The following is a 24,847-nucleotide window of genomic DNA, read 5'->3' as shown; positions in this document are numbered from 1 at the left end:
CGAATGAAAGATTTTACACAAGATCACACACATCGCTCAGTCCATAATAAAGCGATGTTGCTGTTCCTTTGCTTATCCACCTTCTGGATGTCGCTGCCCAGCTATGCTTTGGCGGCTGAGCAATACGCCATATTTACCTTAAATACCTCGTTTGACGAGATGTCAGAATTCAAAGCGCGCAAGTTGTATCGGGGCAAAACCAAATCCATCGATGGTAAGCGTTTCGAACTTGCAGATTGGCCCGCCAATAGCCAAGAACGAGATGAATTTTATCGTTACCTGCTTGGAAAAAGCAGCGCGCAAATGAATGCTCACTGGGCAGCTTTGTCGTTCTCAGGCAAAGCGCGTCCACCAAAAGAGATCTCGAATTCAGAAATACAAAGTTTGATTGAATGGATGCAAGAAAAGCCTAATCGTATCGGCTATGCGCCTGTTGAAGCACTTCCAACAAATGCCAACATTCTGTTTGTTGTCAGCGAGGAAAACTAATATGACGTACCGTATTCCCTTATTGTTAGGTTGTGCATTGGTTGCGCCAGCTTATGCCAACATAGAGCTCTCTGACAATATTTCACTCAGTGGTTTCGGCTCGACTTCCTGGGCCAAAAGTGACAACGACACACCACTATTACTGCATCGAGATATCGAAGATACCAGTTGTTTTGATTGCGACACCATATTTGGTTTGCAACTTGATATGTACCATGAAGGCTTTCACGCATCAGCACAAGTGGTTAAAAGACCACAAGATAATTGGAATGACCCTGAATTAGAATGGGCGTATCTGGCATACAGTCATGAAAATTGGCAAGTGCATGTCGGACGTCTACGAAACCCACTTTTCCTTTATTCTGAATACTATTATGTTGGTCAAGCCTATACCCCTGTTCGTCCCCCGAGCGAGGTCTACAACAGTATTCTTGGCATTACTTATTTCGAAGGCGGTAGTTTCACCTGGACGCAAGAATTTGGCGAACAATACACCTTAGACATCACGCCTTTTTGGTCTTAAGGATGACAGAAAGATTCAATACAACGATATGACGACTGTTGAAGTCAAAACGCATGAAATGTTTGGCATGAACTTGTCATTAAGTGCTGACAACTATCGTTGGAATTTTGCCTATCTAAAATCTAAGTACGATAACATCATTAGGATTAGCGACTTGCCTGATCCCATAGTAGTAGATAAAAACAGTACCATCGAACTGTTTTCGTTAGGGGCAGAGTATGACTTTGATAATATCACCCTAACCGCAGAAGCCCAAAAAAATGACCGATTGTGGTCTTGGTATGCAATGGCTGCTCACCGATTTGGTCATTGGACTCCCTACATTTCTTATGCACAGCAATATAACGCAAACGACGACTTAGACGGCGATAGTCTTTTACTCGGTACTCGTTATGATATTTCTTATAACGTTTCAATCAACGCAGAATGGCAATATGTCTCAACAGAGAAAGGTGGTGAAGGACTGTTTGTTACTCTGCCACAAGATGAGCATGCCAATCTGTATACCGTAATGCTTAACTTTGTGTTTTAGTAACCTAAGAATCAGAACTGGTTTGCTCAGAATGACACCAGAGCATATTACCACTCCCGATAAAAACAAAGCCCCAGACAATGCTGGGGCTTAATATTAAAGAATAATACCTACCGACTTTTCTTTTTCTGGTGCCGGTTTTGGCTTAGGTTTGCTTACCGTAGACGGTTTCACCGCCGGACGATACTCAGACTTACGCGCGATACTATTCGTCTTAATCGACGCTTTGTTCCCTTTCACCACTTCCAAATATGCCAATTTAGGCAGTACTTTTGCCACTTTAACCGTTGCGACATATGTCTCGTCACGGCCTAAGCTTTCTTTGGTGATAGGATCGATGAACTTCTCTCCCAGAGTAAATACATCAAAATATTCACCTTGGTTTACTGTATCACCCCCTGAGTTTAGAACGATGGAACCATTCTCACCCACCAGCACCACTAACGGATAAATATTATCTTTTAGTTGATTAAAGACTTTGTCCGCTGCGAGGTCGATAAGTAGCGACAAGTTGTTACGACTTGAGGTAGTCGGAATCGTTGCAGACCATTTGATTTGATTATGCATCACGTCAATGATCTTGAACTCAATCAATACTTTAGAGCTGTAGTAAGTTTTAACATCTTTGATGTATTCACCGGTTAGCTCAACGGTACGTGAGTTATCGACAACACGCTTATGCGTCGCGGCTTCGACTACTTTACCTGTGACTAGGTATTGCAATGCAGGATCAGACTTATCATTCAAGACTTTAAACTTACGGTCTTGAACAAGCAGATCTTTCACCTTGTTAGTCATTGTCTTGCTATGAGGGCCCGTGAAATCACCCATTGCAATCGTACGACGGTTGGCATTGAGATCTTTCACTTTATCTCTAGGATCAACTTCGACTTGAACTTCCAAGCGAACGTTACAGAAATCGTTTAAGCATTTTTCGCTTAAAATTCGATACTTCACATTGCCTTTGGTCGTCATTTCAGTACCTTCAACAAGAGCAGATTTAACATCACTCTTTTCGTTGTCAGAACTGTAGGTCGTTGTTGAAATACGGCCACTATCGATAGACACGCCCGACACTTGCTCTACAGCACGGCGTAAGCCAACATCGATCGCTTGATCAAGTGTTTCACCCTGCCCTGATGTAACTACAGTCTCGTAGCTTTTCGCATAAGCCACTGATGACACAGCACAGAGTGTTGCTGCAAGTAACCAATTCGTTCTCATTAGAAATCCGCCGCATCAAACATGTCTTCAGACTCTGCAGAGTTGACGGAATCGCTTTGCTCTTCCATTTCCATGTCTAATTGAGATTCACTCTTGCCACTAGCAAGGTTAATCGCATGAGTCACTTTGGTTGGGTGCCATACTAAAACAGTACCCACCATCTCATGACCAGAGACTGGATGTTGACGACGCCATTCGAATTCAGGGCTGACACCCGTCATGTTGCGAAGAGAAGCACTCATTGAAGTGCGACTTTCAATCTGCTCAATTAGGTTTTCAGTCAAACCTGCCGATGTATGGCGAATTGAATCTGCAATTTTCTCAAATTTTTCGCTTTCACTCACTTGAGTTTCACTTGAAGTAGTCTCTTTAAAATCACCACTTAAGTTGTACGTTCTTGCTAGGTTAGCCCATGCATTGTTAGTTGCAAATTTCTTCGCTACGTCACGCTCAATACGTTTCTTAGCCGAAGAGTTCGAGTAAGTTACACCTGCTTGACCATAAGCGATAATCATCGGGTAACCATCTGCATCGTAAACGATTTGCGTGCCCGTTTTCAGGTATAGCGAATCTTCTTGAGCAGCAAGGTAGTCGTAGATGTTGCCAAAGTTTTTATTTGCTTTCGCTGGTGCCGCATTGATTTGACCATTCGACTCAATCATCGCACGTACTTGATCACGCTTGTTCGCAGATAAAACCAGTACTGCACCGATAGTACCTTGGCCAGAATCACGAACCTCTTCGAATACTTTCACAACCATCATGCCCGCTAGGTCGCCATACGCTGAACGTTCAGTTTGCTCAACCACAGACTTTTTGTATAGGTCGCGTTTAATTGCAGGTGGAGCTGCCTTGTACTGCTCTGGGTCAATCCCCATTTCTTCTAGCTCAGAGTCAAGTTTTGCATCTAGAACTGCAACAACTTTATCGATAAAGCTAACCAGCTTGTCGTCATTGCGGAAGTCATCCATCGTTGGTGCAGGAAGACCGTTTACTTTTGACATTGACGAGATAGTACTTGTGTCTACATCCGTGTTTAGCGTTTCTAGGTATTGCTTACGCGCGTTAAAGATGGCTTCTTCTAGCGCTCGTTCACGCTTTTTCGACCAGTTCGGGTCGTTAACATCAATTTCTAAATCCGCAGTGCCATAAAATACAAACGTTTTATGCTGCTTACCTTGCTTCTCTAAGCTTGATTTAACATGTCTTACGTACTTTTTCAGTTTACGTTCTACTTCGTCCAATGTATCGACATCAGGCTTGGCTTTCGTTACGTCTTGATCACTTTGTTGACCAAGAACTTCTTGTGGTACTTCAGGCTCTTGTGGCAATGCCGTTGGAGACTCAGATGCAATGACATTAAACGCAAAACCAGAAACGGCCATTGCTAGAAGTAATTTATTCAATTTCATTTTTAATCCTCAAACAACAAATGGGCAGATAGACTGCCCATTGCTAATTACCAGCTTACTGTGTCGCCATCGCTTACTTTGCCAACCACACGTTCGCCTTCCCAGTACGCCAAACCATTTTCGATATTGGTTAGAGACATTTGGAAGTAGTATTCAATACGCGTGTCACCGTTATCTAGCGTCGCGTTACGTTGTAAGATCTTGCCAGACAGACTGAAATCAGGAGCGTAAACTTGATCGTTACCCTTCACTGTTGATTGCTTAACCATCTTTGAATCTTTTAGCTGACGCATCTTTGTTGTTGCATCATCTTCGCCAAACGCAGTAGTGATCAGGAATTTTCCTGATTGAAGCATGCGGACACGGATAGATTTTGTCAGTTGGTCAGTATCTAGGCGTTGCATTGTGTCGTTTTCAATGTCGTTCACGTACACGATATAACGACCACCTTGAGCCGCTTGAGGATGAGTCATCAATGGGCTTGCAATGATTTCATCAGAAAGCTCGTTCGCCGCTTTACTAAAGTCAGCGTATGACAATGCAGCCACGATATTTGTCTTATCATCTGATGCATCGATGTATGACGTCGTCGTTTTACAACCCACTAACGTAGTCGTAGCAAGTGCTAGAGCTAAAGCATATTTTTTCATATTAACCTCTTAGATATTTACAACTTTGATAGTCGGTTCAACAACTGGAGACACTGACTTCACGTAGATGATGTGTTTTTTCGAATCTTTTGGAAGCTCAACTGGCATTGTGTAGTTACCAGCTTTGATGGTTACCTTGCTACCAGAAACATCAACTCGTGCTGCTTGGTATTCACTTGGTAGCGCAGAGAAAGAACGAATATCAGCACCCGTTGTTGCCAATTGCAGCAATGCAAACGCATCACCTAACAACGCATCTTTATCAGCAACTTGTTTTTGCGCGACTGTTTTAACCGTTGCACGGGTAATTTCACGAGCTAGGATGTATGGGAATTCTTTATCGAATTCAGCGCCAATGATTTTGTCCATATTTGCAACAACGTCTGTATTTACGCCGTTGATAGAGATGTTGTTGTAAGCTTTACCACGTGCTTTTAGCGTTGGCAGAGCAATACCTGTATAGGCAATGTCGTCAGACAACAAGAAAACAGGTAAATCTACACGTTTCTCTTCTTTAACTGCAGATTGACCGTTCTCAAAAACAACCCAAACTTTGTTGTTAAGCTTGGTCTTGCTTGTACCGCGAGCAAGTTGTCGTGCCAATTCGTAGTCACTCTTAGCAACTTTTGAATTAGTCATTGAGTAAACACGCTTAAATGAATCTGCTGCTTTTTGATAATCTGATTTGGTTTTACCAGTTAGCATGGTGTGCAGAGCGTAACTGTACGTAGTGAACGGGTTTACGTAGCCACCATATGGCTTCCATTGACCGTATTCGATGCCTGCGGTTTTTAGTGCATCTTTAGTTTGCTTAGATTCAAGGCTTTTTTTAACTAGCTTATCTGTTTCGCCAGCTTCCTCTTCTAGCTCTGCTTTACGCTCTTTGATTTGATCTGCAAAGTATTGTGCTGCGCGGCGTTGACGTTCTTCTGCACGGTTAAGCTCGACACGTGCGTTTTGCATGTCATTTTGAGCAATAAAGTTCCATGCTTTGATTGTATTAGTCATTACACCGTCATAATGTCTTTGCTCGTAATCCAACATGGCATCATTACCAGCAATAGAACCAACAAGCTCAGCGGTTTTTGCTACTGTGCCTTCAGTGTCTTCCTTTTTCATCATGGTTTCAGTTGAATCAAGCAACTTTGTTGACAGTTCATATTGACCTGCGTAGTTCAACGTTGCACCAGCTTGCATTGTCCATAAAAGATCATCGGTCGTTCCCTCTTCAGCGTCGTAGCCCGCATGATCTAAAGCCACTTGTGATGCGCCAGCAAAGTCACCAACATTTACCTTGGTATTAAACGCATCAAAATCGTTCTTCTGCATCATGCTTGTACAGCCAGAAAGAAGAACAGCACCCACCACTAGACTAATTTTTTAATTTCATTTTTATACTCGATACTACATAAGTATGTTTTTGAGCGGCGAAATTATCAAAATTAAAATAACCACTCAACTTAATTAATTAAAAACAAGATATATTTCATACTAAAACCATAGAATTTTATAGATTGGACAAATAATCACAAAGAACGAGTAGTGGGAATTATTTTATTCAACGCCTTACTTACAAGAAAGAAACAAATTCAGATCAATAACCTCTAATTTTCAGACACTTATCGCGAGCATTTTTTATACAAAAGTGAAATTACAAATAGAACGACAAATAATCAACCCCTACTTCATTTATAAAACCAAACTTGAGCGACTAAATACCGAGCAATAATTACTATTTTTGATTTGTCAGGCCCTTGTCAATTGATTATTTTTCATTCAAAAGTTGAGTGTCATTAAAACACATAAACACCATAACATTCTTTTATTTTATCCTTACGATTAATTTTATAAATACAAAAATTAAATAAAACTACTTATGTGCAATAAAGTTTAGATACAAATTTCATCACCAATGTTTTTGTGTCCTTTTCAGAAAAAGATGCTGATATTAACTTGAGCAACTTTGTTTAATATTGATACAGCGTGTCACTGACTTTCTATCCGCGAGTCAAAGAATAGCAATCAGAGTAAGTAGCTGATGATTTCGGTCTTGAACAATCCACTCCGAGTAATGGGGCAGAGTACATCGCTAGTTACCAAATTTCTTCCAATAAGGATTCTCTTACCCTACTCGCTTCGGCAATATCTTTCGCTGACATATGTTGTTTGATTTCAGAGATTTCCACTTGGGCGCTTGATGACCCGTATTGCTGAGCAACCTCAAACCAAGCCAAAGCTTGTACAAAATCACTCCATGTTCCATGCCCATGGCGATAAGCGTAACCAAGTGAGTACTGGCCATGAGGGCTCCCGTTCATCGCGGCAGAGCTATAGAACTCGAACGCCTTTTTGTAATCACTGGTTTTAAAGCCACACTTACTTTTGTATTGAGAAAAGGAATAAATGTCGCCCATTTTGGCGTAAGACAATGCGTGCTCATCGAGATCAATTGCTTGAGTAAATAATGACATGGCTTTGGTACAGCTTTCCTTCACACCTTCGCCATTGAGGTAGGATATCCCTAAATTGTACATTGCGCTGGTATCACCCAAATTCGCAGCTTGTTCAAACCAATAGGCAGCTTTCCCAAAATCCTGTGTCACGCCTTTGCCATCGTTATAAGAAAAGGCCAACTGATACATGGCATCTGAATCACCGCCTTTTGCAGCCGCTTGGTAATACTGATTGGCTTTTTGATGATCGACCTGTGTACCTTCACCATCAAAATACATCACACCTAGGCTATACAGTACATAGGGATCCTTTGATGCTTCTGCTTGGTGGTACCATTTCAACGCTTTATCAAAATTTTCATGACCATAATGGTGGTCTGCGAGAATGATCATTGCTTCTATATCACCGCGATTAGCTAAGCGTAAAATATAGTCAAAGCCACGACGAACGTTATCTTCGAACATCGCCTCTTCGATAAGTAGGTTTGCAGCTGACAGTAAGGTCGCACTATCATTAGAGGTTTCAGCGGCAACCAATAGCTTTAGCTCTTCCCCCTCAAAATACTCCTCACTTAAATCATAGCTAAAGGCCGCTGATGAGAAACAAAGCGGTAGGACTAAGGTTAAAACTCGGCGAGGTGCGATCATCTGTACATCCATGTAAAGTGTTGATTTATCGCACAACTATAGCAAACGAAACGCTAGTTAATTTCAAAGCGCATCACAATCCATCAACTTGCCGTTCAGCGTACTGAATATATTTACTCTCCCAACAAGAGTTTCTACAGACACAAAAAAGCCGCTAACAAAGTAGCGGCCGCGCTAGTTGCTCAAATGAGCCCAAATAAACGATACACCCAAGTTACTTCGCCTGTATGAATCAAGTCAAAGATAGTTAAAAAAACGGCGGTAATCAGCGCCAACTTGATAAGTCGTTTAACAATAAACATGTAAATTTCCACATCGAAAACTAGTTGACGAATCATACCTCAAGATGACCCACTTAACGATGAAATACGTAAGTAAGTGTGAGCATTTGAGACCGCCAGGCCTTCGTTCGTAACATCTAAACCGTCCTTAGCGAATGAACGAAAATCATCAGCTCATCTATAATAAAGATATATTGATAAACACATCAATATCAGTCAACCCAAAGGGAGGCTGCATGAAATCAATAATCATCGCCTTACTGCTGTTACTATTCAGCGGTCAAACTTACGCAGATAAAGTCTGGATTATCCCAGTTAAAGGGGCAATCGGCCCCGCAATCAGTGATTACATTGTTCGCGAGATAGAACAAGCAAAAGAAGAAGATGTCAGTTTAGTCATCCTTGAACTCGATACACCTGGCGGATTAGATAGCGCAATGCGAGATATCATCCGAAGTATCACTACCTCAAATGTACCTGTTGCCACTTGGGTAGGTCCTTCCGGAGCAAGAGCGGCAAGTGCTGGTACCTATATACTACTCGCTAGTCATATTGCAGCAATGGCACCCGCTACAAACTTAGGCGCTTCTACTCCAGTCCAGATTGGTGGAGCAAATCCCGCCGAAGGTAAAAAACCAACCGACAGTAACGAAGAACAAACCGCAAAAGACCCAAATGTAAATCAAGATAAAGTCCCAGCCAATACGACCATGGAGAAAAAGGTCATCAACGATGCGCGTGCTTATATCAAAGGATTAGCGAAACTGCATGGACGCAATGCGCAGTGGGCAGAAAAGTCTGTCAGCGAAGCTGCAAGCCTAGATGCTGAAGAAGCCCTTGCGCTTAACGTGATTGATTATGTCGCCAACTCACCAGAACAACTGATAGAACTGGCTCAAGGTAAGATACTGAACATCAATAGCGTAGATAAGCCGTTTAAGGTACAAAATCCTAGTTTTGAAACACGTCAACCTGATTGGCGTGCAGAGTTGCTTGCAGTGATTACTAATCCTAATGTCGCTTATATCTTAATGTTGATCGGGATCTATGGACTATTGCTTGAATTCTACAATCCGGGCTTCGGATTGCCCGGGGTGTTGGGGGGAATTTGCTTATTGATTGCGATGTACGCACTGCAAATGATGCCCGTTAATTACGCTGGGCTTGCGCTATTACTACTGGGTATTGCTTTGATGGTCGCTGAAGGATTCAGCCCCAGCTTCGGTATTCTTGGCCTTGGCGGCGTCACAGCATTCGTCCTTGGCTCGATTTTTTTAATGGATAGTGAAATCCCCGGTTTCCAAATTGCATTACCCCTTATTTTTGGCGTCGCTGCAGTGTCGGCGTTTATCATTGTACTCACAATTGCACTGTTATTGCGAATACGCAAAAAAGGCGTCACAACTGGCATTGAAAACCTTGCCGGACAATTTGCTACCGTTACCGACAGCTTTGAACAAGGCATTGGTCGAGTACAGCTTAACGGCGCGTTATGGACTGCGAAATATCAAGGTGAAACCACGGTTAAACCGGGAGACAAAGTTGAAGTCACTCAAATTGAAGGGCTTATTCTTACGGTGAAAAAGCCGACCCAAAATCACTAGGAGGCACTTATGATGATTTATACCACTGCGGTAGTGCTAGTTTTACTCTTCGCTCTCGCAACACAGATTTTTAAAGTACTACGAGAATATGAACGCGGTGTCGTTTTTCCTGGCCGTTTTCAAGAGGTGAAAGGCCCCGGTTTAATAATTTTGATCCCATTTATTCAACAAATGGTACGCGTAGACCTGCGAACTGTCGTGCTCGATGTACCCACTCAAGATCTCATTACTCGAGATAACGTTTCGGTTCGCGTTAATGCGGTGGTGTACTTCCGCGTCGTAGATCCACAGATGGCCATAAACAATATCGAAAGTTATTCTGACGCTACGAGCCAGCTAGCACAAACCACCCTTCGTTCTGTACTTGGTCAACACGAGTTAGATGAACTTCTATCCGAACGCGAACGACTCAATAAAGACTTGCAAGCCATCCTCGATCAGCAAACGGACGACTGGGGAATCAAGATCGCCACCGTAGAAGTCAAACATGTCGATCTCAATGACAGCATGGTACGTGCTCTGGCTAGACAAGCGGAGGCCGAGCGAAATCGAAGAGCGAAAGTCATACACGCAACCGGGGAATTGGAAGCGTCAAGCAAACTAAAAGAAGCGGCAGATATGCTAAACGAAGCGCCCAACGCCCTTCAATTGCGCTATATGCAGACGTTAACAGAGATCGCCAACGAAAAAACATCGACCATTATTTTTCCGATGCCGATGAACTTGGTTGAAACATTGTCTACATTGAGCAAAACCATGCCAAAGGATAACCGCAAAAACGGCGAAGAATAAAGAAAGGCCTAAGATAATACTTAGGCCTTTGAGGTTCGAAGTTCGAAGTTCGAAATACTGGGCTTAGTTGATAAGTCTGACCACCAATGAACCCGGCGCTCGAATTGGCTCAATATTGTGGCTCAGTACTGTACCCGCGCACGGAGCAAAGTAACGTTGTAGCTCATCACCAAAATTGTCGTATTGGATCGCGACCAACTGGTCTTGCGTTACTTTATCCATCATCGCTACTTGCGGGATCACAAAGCCGCCAATTTCGGCACGAATACTGGTAATATCTTGGCCTTCTAGACAAGGAACGACTGCATCAACTTCGCCATCGAGCACCTCGTGATGACGAAGAACATTGAAAATACCGTCAACAGTACGCTTGATGAGGTCGAGTTCTGTATAACGTCCCATACCAACTTCAATAGTAATACTTGGTACGCCGCTATTGTTCCATACTGTTTCAAGTACACCCGCATCACCCGGATCATTTAAGATTGCGTCTGGGTTGATTAAGCGAGCCATCTCTACCGCTTGCTCTAAACGAAAATCAGCAAACACGTACAGAGGATACACCGTACCACTGGTTTGCGTATGAAGATCGATAGCAAGATCCGCATTTGGTAGCAGTATGTTGTGCCACAATGCATGGATAAAACGGTTAGCTTCGTTACCGTTTTGGTCACCAGGGAAGAAACGGTTTAGGTTACATGGTGAAGCATCTGGGTCAGCTGAGAAAAAATCACGGCTATGATGAAGCATACCCGTCAGGTTAATCATTGGCACAATCGTTACGGTACCCGCCAATTCTTTACCTACAAGCTCACGCGCTGTTTTTTGCGCAGCAAGCACACCATTGTACTCATCACCATGAACACCAGCGGTGATCATGATTTTTTTGCCCGGCTTCTCACCTTTAAACACCATCACAGGCAGGTGATGCCACTGAGAAAGCGCATCGCTAGCAACACGGAACATAAATTTATGTTCACCGGCGGTTAAGTCTGCCACATCCAAAGCTTGGATCACGCGGCGGCCTTGAATTACATCATCTAAATATTGTGTCGCCATTAGATTGCTCTCTTTAAACAACAAAGTTCAAGCGTTGTCGCTTGGAATAAACGAAAAATGGCGAGATACAAATCTCGCCATCTAATAACAGTGTTAATTGCTCTCTTATGAGAAACCCATTAACTGAGCAACAACAACTACTACGCTCGAGATTGCGAACAATAGTAGCATAAAGCGCCAACAGAATTTCGCCCAATCACCCCAATCGATGCGACACACACCGAGCGTAGCCATTAGCGGTGCTGATGTTGGTACGATTACGTTCGTAAAACCATCACCAAGCTGGAATGCAAGCACTGCAACTTGACGAGTAACACCTGCGATATCAGACAGTGGCGATAGTAGCGGCATTGTTAGAGCTGCTTGACCAGAACCAGATGTCACAAAGAAGTTGAACACTGATTGGAATACGTACATCAACCATGCAGATGCCACTGCAGGTAGACCGCTTAGCATACTGCCAGCGCCGTTAAGAATTGAATTCAGTACCGTTGGCTCTTCAGATGAGCCGCCACCTAACATCAGTAGTACACCTTTCGCACAACCCACTAGTAGTGCTGGTGCTAGCATGATACCCGCACCTTCTTTAAATGCCGCCGCAGCTTCATTTAAAGTCATACCGTTTAGACGGAAAATAGTACCAATGATGGCTACCACAAAGCCCATGGTAAAGAACTGTGATGCGATTTCTGGAATGTACCATGCGTGCATTACCACGCCCCAAACAACCCAAGCCGTTGAAGCGATAACCGTCAATAGAACTAGCGTATCACCAAGGTTCCAACGAGACGCTGTTACCGATGCTTCTTGTTGATGGAAATAAGCGTCAGTGCGGCGGCTGTATGATAGTTCTGGATTCGCTTTGATACGTGCAGCATAAGCCATTGTGAATACAATACCCACAAGAGTGAAGCCAGCCCAAAGGCCCATACGTACAGTCATACCAGAAAGCACTGGAATACCTGCAATACCTTGTGCAATCGCTACCGAGAATGGGTTCATCCACGACGTTGCGAAACCAATTTGGGTTGCAATGTAGGTGACCATAACTGTCGTGATGCCATCATAACCTAGGCGAACCATTAGCGGTGCAATAATAATTGCAAACGCTACCGCTTCTTCACCCATGCCAAATACCGCACCGCCTAGCGAGAACAATAGGAACAGTACTGGAATGAACAGTGATTCATTACCTTTGGTTTTATCGATCAGACGTAGAATACCGTTATCGATTGTGCCCGTGCGCATTACCACACCAAACGCACCACCAATAACCAGCATGAACATGATGACACCAATCGCACTACCCCATTTAGAACCTGAAGTTAAACCTTCAAATGGGAAGTTCATTAGGCCGATACCACCACCTGAAGCGAACATGCTCACAGTGTTGTAAACCAAGCTACCAGCTTCATCTGTTGCATAAGCAAAAGAGTTCGGGTCAATAACAGTACGTGTCTTTTCAGCACCATCGACCATGTATGTCACTTGCTGGCTATCGAACTGACCAGCAGGAATTAGGTAAGTAAGAATCGCAGCAAAAATACCAACAAAAAAGATAAGGATGAGGGTATCTGGCATTTGCCATGATTTCTTCGTTACAGCCGAGTCCGCTGGCTGTGCATGAGAGTGAGACATAACCTTTTCACACTAAGAAATTAAAGTGAATGGAATATCTCAGATTTTAGAATAATAAGTCAATAAATAGCATCATATTGGCGTATAAATTCACTAAAACGCATAACACGATGACTTTCACACAAACGAACCTCACAATTAGTTAAATTATCTTTTATAAAATTAACGTTTGTAACACAAGTTACAACAAATAATTATGCGTAAATCCCATACATAATCGAACTAAAACGGAGAAATAATGCAAAAAAGTGCGCATAATCGTGCTCACGTAAGCTATCAAAAATGTAAAAAGCACCCCAACAGAGGTGCTTGTGTTAAATCTTATTAACAGCGTCAACGATGCCTTTAGGCCACGCATGTTTGTTCCGGTAGCTTTTGTGAACAAAATGTGGAGTGTAAAGCACAGATAGAGCGACCGTATTCACTATCTCTAACCACAAACTGGACATTGACATTGCGCATTGACGAATGCACTGCTATTGGTGTGACATCGCTTTCCATTAGTGACAAAACACCCTTGGTGAGAGTTTTGTTGGTATCAATTTGAGAACCTATTACAGAAATCAATGCCACCATTTCACCGTTAATGGATGCGCTAGGGAAACGCTTTTCTGAGCGATAAAGTACCTTATTGAGTGCATCGACACTGCCACCTAAATAGTACGTCATCGAGTTCGCATTCATTTCTTTCCCAATTAGACTCACGCGCGCATCAGCGATAATCTGCATTAAGTCGTAACTCACATTATCGACCTGACCTACCATCGCTTGATCAAATATATGCAGTGCAAAAACTTTTTCTTTTCCCGCAATAATCTCGATTTTATTCGTTTCTGGGCTGTAATCAGCAGAGATCAACGTACCAGCATGTTTCGGTTCAAAGGTATTTTTGATTTGCAACTCAATACCACTTTGTCTTAGCCCTGCTGCAGCATTAGGGTGGATTGCTTCCATGCCAAGACTCGCTAATTGATCAGCGACATCATAGTTAGTACGCCCAATCGGCAGCACCTTATCCGTGCCAACTAAGCGCGGGTCAGCAGAACTTAAATGGTACTCCTTGTGAATGATCGCCAAATTAGCATTGGTCAAAGAGGCAATGCGGCTAAATGTCATTTCACTATAGCCACGGTCGTAAGTCTTCATTAATCCGTCTTTGGTATAAGCATACCCCGTTACAATTGGCAGCTCTTTTTCCACATCGATACATTCAAATGCTTGAATGATGGTTTCATCTAAAGACATCGGCGTCTGGCAATCCCAACCAGACAGATCAACAAACGTTGCATTGATACCCATCGTCTTCAGTTTTAACGCGGTATTGTAAGCGCTATGCACTTCACCAATAGACGATAAAAATTCGCGTATTTGCGGCAAATAATGACGTAGAGAAAACTGACCATAGCGGCAAGTATCGAGAATATTACTAATACATTCTTTCGCTTCAGCAATACGTGAACGAATGTATTTGTCTGCGCGCATGCGGCTCATCGGATCGGCAAAAATATTATCATTAACCAATAACATTTGACGTTCAACTTGAGCTAATGCTTCTCCCCAAGCCTCGTCACGCTTGGCAATTAACTGATAAACGCCCGGTTTGCTGTTTTTCTTATTTTCGAGCAACACATCTGTCATTCCCCCATAAGCAGAAACAACAAATACACGGTTATAAGGATTCTTGGGACGACAGATAATGTTGTCTAACACTGCGTCAAACGCAGACATTGAAGTACCGCCGATTTTTTCTACGGTATAAGTCATGAACTTTCCTTGGTCATAAGCTTTAAATTTGAAAAAGCGGAAGATATCTCCCGCCTAAATACGATCGATTAACCGACTTTAATCAATCAATGGATAAACACCATTCTCATCATGAGTTTCTGCACCCGTGATTGGCGGATTAAATACGCATGCCATCACCATCGGTGTATCTTTGTATGCACGTAAATAATGCTCATCATGCTGGTCGAGAATATACAAAGTGCCCGGTTTAATTGGATAGGTTTCGCCACCCACGACTTCAATCTCACCTTCTCCGCTCATGCAATAAACAGACTCTAGATGATTTTGATAGTGGATATGGGTTTCGGTATTCTCATAAATGGTTGTGATGTGAAACGAAAAGCCCATTTGGTCATCTTTGAGTAACATACGCACGCTTTCCCACGTATCAGAAGTCACTCGACGCTCGCTATTGCGGCACTCTTCTAATGTACGAACAATCATTATCTATCCCTATCCTATGACGCTTTCTTAAATTGTTTTTCTGCAACACTTTCCACTGCTGCGCTAAATATTGTTAGCCCTTGTTCAAGCTCAGGCTTCGTTATCGTCAGCGGGCAAAAAAACTTCACGACTTCATCGTTTGGTCCGGCGGTTTCAATCACCATTCCACGAGCAAAACAAGCCTTCGCGATCGCACCAGCCAGCGCACTATTTTGACACTCAATACCAATCATCATGCCGCGACCTTTCTGCTGCACGAATAATTGAGGAAATCTTGTTTGCACACGAGTTAAGGTTTCCGACACCATTTCAGAACACGCTTGAATGTGCTGCTCTAGGACATCATCAGACCAATAAGTTTCGATCGCTTTCGCCGCAGTAACGAAAGCATGGTTGTTGCCACGGAATGTGCCGTTATGCTCACCCGGTTGCCAGATATCCAGATCAGGTTTAAGCAACACCAGTGCCATTGGTAACCCGTAACCACCTATAGACTTCGACAAAGTAACAATGTCCGGTTTGATGCCGGCAGGTTCAAAACTAAAGAACGTCCCCGTTCGACCACACCCGGCTTGAATATCATCAACAATCAATAAGATGTCATTGGCTTTACAAATCTTATCTAGTCTCTCCAACCAATGGCTAGATGCCGCGTTCAATCCACCCTCACCTTGCACGGTTTCAAGTAGCACTGCCGCTGGTTTATCAAAACCGGCAGAATTGTCGTTTAGCATGGTTTCAAACAATGCGAGTCCATCAATACCAGCGTATCCTTCATAGGGAATGCGCGTAATACCGTTCAAACTCCCCTCGGGGGCTCCTTGACGATGATGTTGATTACCAGTCGCGGCCAATGCACCAGCGGTACAACCATGAAATCCATTGGTAAAGGCGACAACGCTCGAACGTCCTTTTGCTTTTTTGGCTAGCTTTAAGGCTGCTTCTACTGCGTTAGTACCAGTAGGGCCAGTGAACTGTAGTTTGTAATCCAAACCACGTGGTGCCAATATCTTTTGGTAAAATGCGTCAATGAAATCTGCTTTAGCTTCTGAGTGCATGTCTAGTCCATGCGTAATACCGTCGCTAACAATGTATTCAACCAACGCTTCTTTCAGTATCGGGTTGTTGTGCCCGTAGTTAAGTGAGCCTGCACCCGCTAGAAAATCTAAGTAGCGTTCACCATTTTCTGTTTCAAGCCAACAACCTTTAGCTTGCTTAAATACCACTGGAAAACTATTTGAGTACGAACGAACTTTAGATTCGTGATTAATGAAATGTCCATAATAAGACCAATATTTCCTATAAATTTGCAGAAGATTTTGTGGGAATTCGATAGAGATATTCGGTGTCATGTTTTCCGATAAAGTGCTTATCTTGATCGAGAAACACACCAACACTGCCATTATTGCCTTGGATCGCATCAAACTTCTCAAACAGGCTCCATGATGCGAGATTTGGCTTGGTGATTGTGGTTTCGATCGCTTTAATATCAGAGAGAGAATCACGACCTACTAATTTGTTCAGCATGTTCAACGCAAGCCCTTTACCTCGACAGTGTGGTGCTACCGCGACTTGCCACACAAATAACACGTTTGGCTCTTGTGGCTTTCGATAAGCAGAGATGAAGCCACCAAGTTGACCTTGATGTTCAACAAGAATGCATGTGCCTCGAAAGTGGGTTACTTGAAGAAAGTTACAATAGGAAGAATTCGTATCCAGAGGGGGGCAAATTGCGATCAGTGAAAATACATCATCACCATCTGAGGTTAAAGGTTCACGGAAAACCCATTCTTGACTTGCGCTCACTTCATTATCTAAAGAAGTCAGACAAGGTTCCGAGGTAATCATTTAGAAACAATCCTTTGTGCTCTAACTAAAATTACCGATTATTATGCACCCAACACTGGGTCAAAAATCAAACATTCCGTATTAAAATGGCAATTAACGTGACGGATATCACATTAATTGACCAGTTTTTAGTTAGAACTCTAACATTTAAAGCTTATAAAATAGAACATTGAGAATGTACATTCATTTGTTGCAAATACTATGTGGTATTTATAGTTCCAACGCGTGTGCGCTAAGCTCTTTCGTCCCCTATTGAGAGCTCTTTTCAATTTTTATTTAACCCTTGCGGTTACTGATCGCAAGACTGATTCAACAAATTGAGGGGTTTATAACTAGCTCATCGCTGAACGTTTTACTGTTCTCCCAGCCTCGTTGGGGCTTTATAAAACAAAAGCCCCAAGAAAACTTGAGACTTTGGTTTATACGACCTAACGAATGATTGAGAGCTTAATGAGTTCCGGAAGTGTGTTGAAGTCGCCTTTCTTCCATTTCTTGGGAGTAGCTATTCGCTTTTACCCCATAAATAATCTGTATGTGGTGCTCATCCAAAATCACGACTCCATGTGCGCCATGATTCTTGAGTACCTTTTGGTCGACGATGGATGTGTCTTTAAGAGTCAAACGGAGTCTAGTCGCACATGCTCCGGTTTCTTCTAGATTGTTCAGCCCACCAATAGCCTCGATGACTGTATCGACGTCTTGTTCAAGATTAGGATTAACTTGCGTCAGTGCTTTTAGTATACGCTTGATGGCTTTAAGCATGCTCAATAGCTCGAATAACAAATGGTCTGAAATTATATCGCTATTATCGATTTTGTCTTAATGTTTTGCTTCGGCATTTCTGCATAGATGCAGTACGTTCTAACGAAACTCAGATCGACAATTGCGACACCAGAAGTATTCCTAAGATCATGCCAAAAACGCAACCACTAGAAAGTGACTACATATTACAAGAGGAAGGCTTACGTACTTTAGACAGGGCTCTGAGGTTTAACGCTAAACCGTAATATCGTTCTGTATTTCTCAGGACTTACTCGCCTCGCGTCAGAGAGGTAGATTTCCCTATGAACTTTTGAAATGCGAGTCAAGCCATTGGCTTCTGCGAACGCTTCCATTACTGAAAAACTCGCTGGCTCATCCTCAAAACGCCCCAAATGAAGCATTTGAACACTGCAACCTTCAGATATTGTCTCAAAAGAGATCGAAGACAAATACTCTGACGGCTTCGCTGCCTTAACTTGCGAGATTGCCTGATCAAAAAGAACATCATTAATAAAATCTGGCTGCCTAACCATTAACTTATAGACTAAATCATCTTTGTTTATCGTGCCGTTGAACGTTTTCTTTGCCTCGTCAGTAATGTCCCATACACCTTCTAATGGGTAGACAGTAAAATCACAATACCCCTCTGGTTTGTGTTTACTTTTCTTAAGCCCCATCTTCAGACTGTAAGCGACAGAATATAACGCGCCTACTCGCTCAGAAAAACCATCATCATTCGGATTACCTTGCCCTGAAATCGTAATAAAGTTAAAGGCAGGAACATTTATCATTTCCGGTTTATTCTTTGGCAAGTATGTCGATTTCTCATGCTTACGCCATTCATGCTTGACTGTCATTCAATTGCCCAATCTTGATTAATGTATCTATCCGCCTGATGCTTCGTTTACTATGCTATCTACCTAAAGAACGCCACTCTGATAGATTCAACTGCTTTCGTCTAACAAAGTAAAATGTCGCCATGATGAATCCAAACAAAACACCACCAATCAGAGACATATAGATTGCTTCGAGAACTGGCTTGTCAGATTTACTCCAGAGCATGAGCCAATTCAAAATACCCCAAACCGGTGCAAACATCGCGGCTGAAATAATCCAGTTGCTCATGAAGGTCTGATAATAAGGCGGAATATTCAACCCAATTTTACATAGTAACTTGGATATTGGTGGATTGTAATTTGACTTCCAAACACCTTTCTCATTCAATTCTTTATGTGCAAATTGGAGCTTAGTTTGATAATCCATTCTTCCTCCGCAATTCCATTTGTTCTCGAAAACACCTACTGAGTAACAACCCAATTTAAACGATACACATTTGCACCGAAGTCACTGAGTCTAATTATTCTTATTCTACTAGTTTGATTTTAGCCAAAACCACTTCAATCTTCATACTATTGATAAACATAGCAAAGTTTTACGTCATAAATCAGCCACTCGCTCTATGCTGCTAACGCAGACAACAAAATATTATTGTCTAATAATAGCTAGAAGCTCATATGTGTTATGCACTTTGCTCCAACCTCCTTTGAGACCACAACGACATATAACAACATCTATTTGGCTAGTATGCATTTTAGATTCAGAGCTACATGACTGAACCTAAGGTTTTTGATATCAATTTGTATATCGGGCTTTTCGTTCAACAGCCTAAATGCCTCTCAGGCAAACTGTTTATTTTAAACTGATTTTATATCGCACTTTTGGGACACTGAAACTTAGTTACACCTGTAACTAATTCTTTTCATCCAAAACAGACTTAGAGTCCCGCTTCTGCAATTTGTTATATAAAAACTCAAAATATTCCACAAAACTAGCTATACAGGTAAAACCGATCATCCATCACACCATCCACATGTTCTTTAACTTTCATCTTATTATTTACACCTCTAACGTTTAACCTCCACTTTGCATCTGGAACTCATCTCATATTGGTTATGAGAATAGAGTCAGAAACTATCGACAACACTGGAGGGACATGATGTCCATTTATCACCACTTTAAGCAATTGACTGCTTTATCATGTGCTGCCGCAGCACTGAGCTTTTCTACATTCGCAAGCGCTGATACTTGGCGCTATGCACACGAAGAATATGAGGGTGACGTTCAAGACGTTTATGCGCATAAGTTTAAGCAATACATAGAAGAAAACTCAGAACACACGCTGCAAGTTTATCGCTTTGGTGAATTAGGCGAATCAGACGACATCATGGAGCAAACCCAAGCTGGAATTCTGCAATTCGTAAACCAGTCACCTGGTTTTACTGGGGCTCTGATTCCTGAAGCTCAAATCTTTTTCATCCCTTATCTTATGCCGACAGATATGGAAACGGTGGTGGAGTTCTTCCGTCAAAGTAAAGCGGTCAATGATAGCTTCCCTAAACTTTATGAAGCACAAGGGCTAGAGTTATTAAAAATGTACCCTGAAGGTGAAATGGTTATGACGGTCGATGAACCTATTACCTCTCCTGAAGATCTTAAAGGTAAGAAAATCCGAGTTATGACCAACCCATTGCTATCGTCTACCTACGAAGCATTCGGTGCCACCCCAACTCCATTACCTTGGGGTGAAGTCTACGGCGCTCTGCAGACCAATATGATTCAAGGTCAAGAAAACCCTATCTTCTGGATTGAGTCTGGCGGCCTTTACGAAGTGTCACCGAACCTCGTGTTTACTAATCATGGTTGGTTTACCACCGCTTCAATGGCAAATAAAGCTTTCTTTGACAAGCTCTCGGCAGACGAGCAACAGATGATTCGTGACGCATCAGAGTATGCGTTTAATGAAACAGTTAAACACATCCGTGGTCTCGCAGAGAAATCCCTCGCTAAAATTCAGAATACTAGTGACAACGTAACAGTGACTCGTTTAACCGATGCTCAAATTGCAAAATTCAAAGAGCGTGCTCCGCAAGTCGAAGCCACTTTCTATGAAATGACTGGTGATAGCGGTAAGCAACTACTCGATCAATTCAAACAAGATCTGAAAGTCGTAACTAAATAGTTGTTTATCTGGTGGGCATTCTTGCAGATTGCCCACTTTTTAAGGAAGAACACCATGACTGATGCGGAAGCACTCACCTATCGTTCAACACTTCCAGGAATACTCGGAATGTTGGACGATTTCATTTGTAAACTGGAATCATTTTTACTTGCCGCTGGCGTGCTTTTAATGGCACTCAATACCTGCGTCAACGTTGTCGCGCGATTTGTATTTGGCGAAGGGCTATTTTTTTCAGGCGAGATAAATCGGATATTAATTGTCCTCATCACATTTGCAGGTATTGGCTACGCAGCTCGCTACGGTCGTCATATTCGTATGTCTGCAATCTATGACGCTTTACCTTTTAAAGGTCGCAAAATACTGATGACTATCATTGCGTTTTTCACGTCTGTGATGATGTTTGTTTTAGCTTATTTCTCTGTTGAATATATCGTATCTATATACGAGAGAGGCCGAATCTTACCAGCTCTCGGATTCGAGATTTGGTTGATCTATGTTTGGGTTCCTTTGGGGTTCATTATTACCGGCATTCAATACGCTCTCACGATGTACAAAAACCTGACGTCTGATGATGTTTACCTGTCTGCTGGCGTATTGGATGACTATGCAAAAACAGAAAGTGAAGTCTAAATAGGTTCTCTGTTATGGCACTAACTCTTATGTTCATCATGATTGCTCTACTACTTTTGGGCTTTCCAATGATGATTCCTTTAATCTCTGCCGCGCTCTCTGGGTTTTACATGATGTTCAATGGCGTCGGCCAAATGGACACTTTTATACAGCAAGTACTCGGAGGCATTCGTCCGGCTTCACTTATCGCGGTTCCAATGTTTATTTTGGCGGCAGATATTATGACCCGAGGCCAATCTGCAACGCGTCTGATTGATATGGTCATGACCTTTATCGGGCATATTCGCGGTGGGTTAGCAATTAGTACCGCCACTTCTTGTACTTTATTTGGCGCAGTGTCAGGTTCGACTCAAGCCACTGTCGTTGCGGTAGGATCAGCGCTTCGCCCTAAACTGCTGCGGGCGGGTTATAGTGATTCATTTTCTCTCGCACTCATCATTAATGCTAGTGACATAGCATTTTTGATCCCACCTAGCATAGGCATGATTATCTATGGCGTTATTTCCGAAACCTCCATCGCCGAGTTGTTTATAGCTGGCATTGGACCAGGGTTGCTGATCTTGTTTTTGTTTTCACTCTATTGCCTCTATTATGCAACCGTTAATCAGGTTCCAACGGAGCCTAAAGCCAGTTGGAGCGAACGTTTAAAAGCCACCCGCCGTGCGATTTGGCCACTGATGTTCCCTGTCATTATTGTAGGTGGGATTTACGGGGGTGTGTTTAGCCCAACAGAAGCCGCTGCGGTGTGCGTTTTGTACGCACTTTTCCTTGAATTCATCGTGTTTCGTTCTCTTGGTTCTAAAGACATATTCACCATTGCACGTTCAACCGGCTTGATCACTGCAGTCGTTTTTATTCTGGTTGGCGTCGGCAATGGCTTTTCATGGATTATCTCATTTGCTCAGATCCCACAAACCATTCTCGATGCTGTTGGGATTAGTGAAATGGGGCCTTTGGGCGTATTAGCTTCTATCTCAATCGCATTTTTTATTGCATGTATGTTTGTCGACCCAATCGTCGTCATTTTGGTATTAACACCGATTTTTGCACCAGCTATTGCCGCAACTGGCCTTGACCCAGTGCATGTAGGTATCATCATCACCTTACAAGTCGCAATTGGCTCTGCTACGCCACCTTTTGGCTGCGACATTTTTACCGCAATCGCCATCTTCAAAAAACCGTATTGGGAAGTCGTGAGAGGTACTGGCCCATTTATCGCAATCTTGCTGCTCTCCGCTGCATTGCTGGTCATGTTTCCACAAATTGCGTTGTTCTTACGTGATATCGCGTTTAATTAAGTCGCATAGGGTATACAAGTATTAACATCGAATCGCAGGCCATGCTCCCTGCCCTGAGAGGGTTGTATAAATTTAGCGTCGATGAGCTCATTGGTAACTCATCGACAGCTTCAACAGTTACAAAATGACTTAGTGACCAGATGAGTTGGAAAACACATTAATCACCACGACTCCAGTGATGATTAGCGCGATTCCTGCCACCGCGGCAACATCCAGCTTTTGCTTAAATAACACCACGCCCACAATAGATATCATCGCCACACCCAGCCCAGACCAAATAGCATACGCGATCCCAATGGGGATGCTTTTGAGTACCAGCGACAAAAAATAAAACGCCACCGCGTAACCAACCACGACAATAATACTTGGCACCAAGTTAGTGAACCCTTCTGACGGCTTTAGCGCCGCGGTCGCTATTACTTCAGAAACTATCGCTATCGCCAGATATCCATATCCCATATATTCTCCTTTTCTCAGACCACTTTTACCATTACCGCCCTATGCACTTTGTCATCAGTCGCTTTGTTTCTGAGCCATTTCAGCCACAGCTTCTTTGGTGATTTTGCCGCTTTGCATATCGAAATCAATCAACATATTGACCTCATCTGCCGACCTGTAAAGATCTTTAGTTTCGATAATCGAAGCGATGACCACCTCTCTGTACTCGGCAGGGTATAGTGCTAGCGCTTCGTATGAGCAAGCGCCTACCTTTCGGGATGAAGACTCAGCCATCAACTTAATTGTTCCAACGTGTTCATCTGGAAATTTTTGTCTATAACTTGCTTCTACCGACGGCTGCAACGCTACTACATAGGCCTCGACATATTTATCCCGAATCGGGTCCTCTTCTAGGATTAGCTTAGCACCAACAACGACTTGACTCAGACCAACTGATGCTAATATCAACATTATGCGGATTTTATTCATTTCCCTTGCCTCAATCCTTGAAGTTAGTGGCACAGATTAATGCGTCTATCGTGTTTACATCTCCTTTGTATTTCAACAAATGACTAAGATGGTGGTGAAAAGTCTTTGCAGGACTCTCTTAACAACAAGCACAGCGCAAAGTCTGCATCTAGCCTATTTTTATCAAATTCAATTGCAAAATACTGCGCTTCATATTGCCATTTATGGTTCTTCCAATAATTTAAAACCGCCTCAATAAAGCCGCCACCACGCGATATGGTTGCAATCGTTTTATCGCCATCTTTAAAGCACGGTAAGCCATCGACTAAACGCGTTGTTCGCACACTTAATACGTATTTATAAGGCGACACAACCTGCCAACCAAACAGGCCAAACGATCCATCATCAACTTGTTCAACTGGTAACCTATTTAGCTCTATGCCTTGTTTTGTTACCTTGGCGATATGACCTTTTCTCGAGCATACAATCTCAATACATTCATTTGCTTTGCACCTAACTACCTTTACATCATTAAGCGATGATGAATCTATACGTTCGTATTTGCCATCTGCTTGATCTAGATAATGTTTGATTCTAGCCATCACCTTAGCCCTCAACTATTCTCAGGTTGTTTTGAGGTTGAGACGTTGAAAGAAATAAAACAGAACGCCTGATACTGCTGGAAACACCAGCGCAAATAAGATCAACAACACTTTGTGTACTCGTTTTTGAGTAGATAGCGCGATACAAAATGAAAAAACAAACATGTGCACCAACGCAAAAATCACTATCGTTTTCAAAACGTTGTTCAGAGTCGCGTTTAAATTGAACGTTTCTATACTAAAAGCAG

At 42.7% G+C, this 24,847-nt stretch carries 23 protein-coding genes and 1 pseudogene; 7 read left to right on the top strand and 17 right to left on the bottom strand.

Features of this window, described 5'->3' with window-relative positions:
- Positions 1–3: 3 nt before the first annotated feature.
- Together Vt282_RS16180 and Vt282_RS16175 are read left to right on the top strand one after the other, a co-directional pair.
- A complete protein-coding gene (locus Vt282_RS16180; RefSeq protein WP_162064055.1) occupies positions 4–489 on the top strand; it encodes a hypothetical protein in 486 nt (161 codons plus the stop codon).
- 1 nt (position 490) lies between these two features.
- Positions 491–1,544: pseudogene (locus Vt282_RS16175) on the top strand (porin).
- 96 nt (positions 1,545–1,640) lie between these two features.
- Here the strand turns inward: Vt282_RS16175 and Vt282_RS16170 are convergent.
- The 5 genes from Vt282_RS16170 to Vt282_RS16150 all read right to left on the bottom strand — a co-directional run bounded on the left by Vt282_RS16170 (position 1,641) and on the right by Vt282_RS16150 (position 7,931).
- Positions 1,641–2,768 (bottom strand): hypothetical protein, encoded by a 1,128-nt coding sequence (locus Vt282_RS16170; protein WP_162064054.1) that lies wholly within the window; start codon positions 2,766–2,768, stop codon positions 1,641–1,643.
- Positions 2,768–4,180 carry a DUF6844 domain-containing protein gene (locus Vt282_RS16165; RefSeq protein ID WP_162048062.1) on the bottom strand — a complete coding sequence of 471 codons (1,413 nt, stop codon included), beginning with the start codon at positions 4,178–4,180 and terminating at the stop codon, positions 2,768–2,770. Before Vt282_RS16165 ends, Vt282_RS16170 begins: the two co-directional genes overlap by 1 nt.
- A 47-nt stretch (positions 4,181–4,227) precedes the next feature.
- A complete protein-coding gene (gene lpoB, locus Vt282_RS16160) occupies positions 4,228–4,830 on the bottom strand; it encodes a penicillin-binding protein activator LpoB (RefSeq protein WP_162064053.1) in 603 nt (200 codons plus the stop codon).
- 9 nt (positions 4,831–4,839) lie between these two features.
- The gene (locus Vt282_RS16155; protein ID WP_162048060.1) at positions 4,840–6,162 is read right to left on the bottom strand and encodes a COG3014 family protein; all 1,323 of its coding nucleotides are present in this window, start codon (positions 6,160–6,162) and stop codon (positions 4,840–4,842) included.
- Positions 6,163–6,923: 761 nt separating this feature from the next.
- A complete protein-coding gene (locus Vt282_RS16150) occupies positions 6,924–7,931 on the bottom strand; it encodes a tetratricopeptide repeat protein (protein WP_162064052.1) in 1,008 nt (335 codons plus the stop codon).
- A 517-nt stretch (positions 7,932–8,448) separates the two neighbouring features.
- Between Vt282_RS16150 and Vt282_RS16145 the strand changes: the two genes are divergently transcribed.
- The gene (locus Vt282_RS16145; protein ID WP_162064051.1) at positions 8,449–9,816 is read left to right on the top strand and encodes an NfeD family protein; all 1,368 of its coding nucleotides are present in this window, start codon (positions 8,449–8,451) and stop codon (positions 9,814–9,816) included.
- 9 nt (positions 9,817–9,825) lie between these two features.
- Positions 9,826–10,608, top strand: coding sequence for a slipin family protein (locus Vt282_RS16140; protein ID WP_162064050.1), 783 nt, complete (start codon positions 9,826–9,828; stop codon positions 10,606–10,608).
- 63 nt (positions 10,609–10,671) lie between these two features.
- On the opposite strand, the gene Vt282_RS16135 is transcribed toward Vt282_RS16140, so the two are convergent.
- From Vt282_RS16135 to Vt282_RS16095, 9 genes are all read right to left on the bottom strand, one after another.
- Complete coding sequence (locus Vt282_RS16135) at positions 10,672–11,667, bottom strand: succinylglutamate desuccinylase/aspartoacylase family protein (RefSeq protein WP_162064049.1); 996 nt, start codon at positions 11,665–11,667, stop codon at positions 10,672–10,674.
- A 105-nt stretch (positions 11,668–11,772) separates the two neighbouring features.
- Positions 11,773–13,305: a putative basic amino acid antiporter YfcC gene (gene yfcC, locus Vt282_RS16130; RefSeq protein ID WP_162064048.1), complete on the bottom strand. Its 1,533-nt coding sequence runs from the start codon at positions 13,303–13,305 to the stop codon at positions 11,773–11,775.
- A gap of 345 nt (positions 13,306–13,650) precedes the next feature.
- Positions 13,651–15,069, bottom strand: a complete 1,419-nt coding sequence (locus Vt282_RS16125; protein ID WP_162064047.1) for an aspartate kinase — start codon at positions 15,067–15,069, stop codon at positions 13,651–13,653.
- A gap of 78 nt (positions 15,070–15,147) precedes the next feature.
- A complete protein-coding gene (locus Vt282_RS16120) occupies positions 15,148–15,534 on the bottom strand; it encodes an ectoine synthase (RefSeq protein WP_162048053.1) in 387 nt (128 codons plus the stop codon).
- A gap of 14 nt (positions 15,535–15,548) precedes the next feature.
- The gene (ectB, locus tag Vt282_RS16115) at positions 15,549–16,913 is read right to left on the bottom strand and encodes a diaminobutyrate--2-oxoglutarate transaminase (RefSeq protein ID WP_415663468.1); all 1,365 of its coding nucleotides are present in this window, start codon (positions 16,911–16,913) and stop codon (positions 15,549–15,551) included.
- Positions 16,834–17,382 (bottom strand): diaminobutyrate acetyltransferase, encoded by a 549-nt coding sequence (gene ectA / locus Vt282_RS16110; RefSeq protein ID WP_162064045.1) that lies wholly within the window; start codon positions 17,380–17,382, stop codon positions 16,834–16,836. The genes ectB and ectA overlap by 80 nt, the downstream gene beginning before the upstream one ends.
- Positions 17,383–17,829: 447 nt before the next feature.
- A complete protein-coding gene (locus tag Vt282_RS16105; RefSeq protein WP_162064044.1) occupies positions 17,830–18,144 on the bottom strand; it encodes a glucose PTS transporter subunit EIIB in 315 nt (104 codons plus the stop codon).
- Positions 18,145–18,353: 209 nt separating this feature from the next.
- On the bottom strand, positions 18,354–19,001 hold the full coding sequence (locus Vt282_RS16100) for a GyrI-like domain-containing protein (RefSeq protein WP_162064043.1): 648 nt from the start codon (positions 18,999–19,001) through the stop codon (positions 18,354–18,356).
- Positions 19,002–19,056: 55 nt separating this feature from the next.
- Positions 19,057–19,407: a DUF6404 family protein gene (locus Vt282_RS16095; protein ID WP_162064042.1), complete on the bottom strand. Its 351-nt coding sequence runs from the start codon at positions 19,405–19,407 to the stop codon at positions 19,057–19,059.
- Positions 19,408–20,137: 730 nt separating this feature from the next.
- Between Vt282_RS16095 and Vt282_RS16090 the strand changes: the two genes are divergently transcribed.
- From Vt282_RS16090 to Vt282_RS16080, 3 genes are read left to right on the top strand one after another with little or no spacing between them, the layout of a single operon-like run.
- Positions 20,138–21,163, top strand: a complete 1,026-nt coding sequence (locus tag Vt282_RS16090; protein ID WP_197740114.1) for a TRAP transporter substrate-binding protein — start codon at positions 20,138–20,140, stop codon at positions 21,161–21,163.
- A 54-nt stretch (positions 21,164–21,217) separates the two neighbouring features.
- The gene (locus tag Vt282_RS16085) at positions 21,218–21,793 is read left to right on the top strand and encodes a TRAP transporter small permease (RefSeq protein WP_162064041.1); all 576 of its coding nucleotides are present in this window, start codon (positions 21,218–21,220) and stop codon (positions 21,791–21,793) included.
- 14 nt (positions 21,794–21,807) lie between these two features.
- A complete protein-coding gene (locus Vt282_RS16080) occupies positions 21,808–23,091 on the top strand; it encodes a TRAP transporter large permease (RefSeq protein ID WP_174855845.1) in 1,284 nt (427 codons plus the stop codon).
- Between the two features lie 129 nt (positions 23,092–23,220).
- Here the strand turns inward: Vt282_RS16080 and Vt282_RS16075 are convergent, their stop codons facing one another.
- From Vt282_RS16075 to Vt282_RS16065, 3 genes are all read right to left on the bottom strand, one after another.
- Positions 23,221–23,550, bottom strand: coding sequence for a DMT family transporter (locus Vt282_RS16075; RefSeq protein WP_162064040.1), 330 nt, complete (start codon positions 23,548–23,550; stop codon positions 23,221–23,223).
- Positions 23,551–23,604: 54 nt separating this feature from the next.
- Positions 23,605–24,018, bottom strand: a complete 414-nt coding sequence (locus Vt282_RS16070) for a hypothetical protein (RefSeq protein WP_162064039.1) — start codon at positions 24,016–24,018, stop codon at positions 23,605–23,607.
- 83 nt (positions 24,019–24,101) lie between these two features.
- Positions 24,102–24,599, bottom strand: a complete 498-nt coding sequence (locus tag Vt282_RS16065; protein WP_162064038.1) for a hypothetical protein — start codon at positions 24,597–24,599, stop codon at positions 24,102–24,104.
- Between the last annotated feature and the right edge of the window lie 248 nt (positions 24,600–24,847).

This window comes from Vibrio taketomensis (genome assembly GCF_009938165.1).
GTDB classification, from domain to species: Bacteria; Pseudomonadota; Gammaproteobacteria; order Enterobacterales; family Vibrionaceae; genus Vibrio; species Vibrio taketomensis.
The sequence above is the reverse complement of the archived record's forward strand: the minus strand, read 5'-3'. Positions and strand labels throughout refer to the sequence as shown.

Bases quoted from the DNA above. Each gene is read 5' to 3' on its own strand.
- Vt282_RS16085 (WP_162064041.1), top strand. From the start codon at position 21,218: ATGACTGATGCGGAAGCACTCACCTATCGTTCAACACTTCCAGGAATA.
- Vt282_RS16075 (WP_162064040.1), bottom strand. From the start codon at position 23,550: ATGGGATATGGATATCTGGCGATAGCGATAGTTTCTGAAGTAATAGCG.
- Vt282_RS16095 (WP_162064042.1), bottom strand. From the start codon at position 19,407: ATGGATTATCAAACTAAGCTCCAATTTGCACATAAAGAATTGAATGAG.
- Vt282_RS16155 (WP_162048060.1), bottom strand. From the start codon at position 6,162: ATGATGCAGAAGAACGATTTTGATGCGTTTAATACCAAGGTAAATGTT.
- Vt282_RS16090 (WP_197740114.1), top strand. From the start codon at position 20,138: ATGATGTCCATTTATCACCACTTTAAGCAATTGACTGCTTTATCATGT.
- Vt282_RS16065 (WP_162064038.1), bottom strand. From the start codon at position 24,599: ATGGCTAGAATCAAACATTATCTAGATCAAGCAGATGGCAAATACGAA.
- Vt282_RS16100 (WP_162064043.1), bottom strand. From the start codon at position 19,001: ATGACAGTCAAGCATGAATGGCGTAAGCATGAGAAATCGACATACTTG.
- Vt282_RS16070 (WP_162064039.1), bottom strand. From the start codon at position 24,018: ATGAATAAAATCCGCATAATGTTGATATTAGCATCAGTTGGTCTGAGT.
- Vt282_RS16165 (WP_162048062.1), bottom strand. From the start codon at position 4,180: ATGAAATTGAATAAATTACTTCTAGCAATGGCCGTTTCTGGTTTTGCG.
- lpoB (WP_162064053.1), bottom strand. From the start codon at position 4,830: ATGAAAAAATATGCTTTAGCTCTAGCACTTGCTACGACTACGTTAGTG.
- Vt282_RS16105 (WP_162064044.1), bottom strand. From the start codon at position 18,144: ATGCTTAAAGCCATCAAGCGTATACTAAAAGCACTGACGCAAGTTAAT.
- Vt282_RS16170 (WP_162064054.1), bottom strand. From the start codon at position 2,768: ATGAGAACGAATTGGTTACTTGCAGCAACACTCTGTGCTGTGTCATCA.
- ectA (WP_162064045.1), bottom strand. From the start codon at position 17,382: ATGATTACCTCGGAACCTTGTCTGACTTCTTTAGATAATGAAGTGAGC.
- Vt282_RS16150 (WP_162064052.1), bottom strand. From the start codon at position 7,931: ATGATCGCACCTCGCCGAGTTTTAACCTTAGTCCTACCGCTTTGTTTC.
- yfcC (WP_162064048.1), bottom strand. From the start codon at position 13,305: ATGTCTCACTCTCATGCACAGCCAGCGGACTCGGCTGTAACGAAGAAA.
- Vt282_RS16080 (WP_174855845.1), top strand. From the start codon at position 21,808: ATGGCACTAACTCTTATGTTCATCATGATTGCTCTACTACTTTTGGGC.
- Vt282_RS16145 (WP_162064051.1), top strand. From the start codon at position 8,449: ATGAAATCAATAATCATCGCCTTACTGCTGTTACTATTCAGCGGTCAA.
- Vt282_RS16120 (WP_162048053.1), bottom strand. From the start codon at position 15,534: ATGATTGTTCGTACATTAGAAGAGTGCCGCAATAGCGAGCGTCGAGTG.
- Vt282_RS16180 (WP_162064055.1), top strand. From the start codon at position 4: ATGAAAGATTTTACACAAGATCACACACATCGCTCAGTCCATAATAAA.
- Vt282_RS16125 (WP_162064047.1), bottom strand. From the start codon at position 15,069: ATGACTTATACCGTAGAAAAAATCGGCGGTACTTCAATGTCTGCGTTT.
- Vt282_RS16135 (WP_162064049.1), bottom strand. From the start codon at position 11,667: ATGGCGACACAATATTTAGATGATGTAATTCAAGGCCGCCGCGTGATC.
- Vt282_RS16140 (WP_162064050.1), top strand. From the start codon at position 9,826: ATGATGATTTATACCACTGCGGTAGTGCTAGTTTTACTCTTCGCTCTC.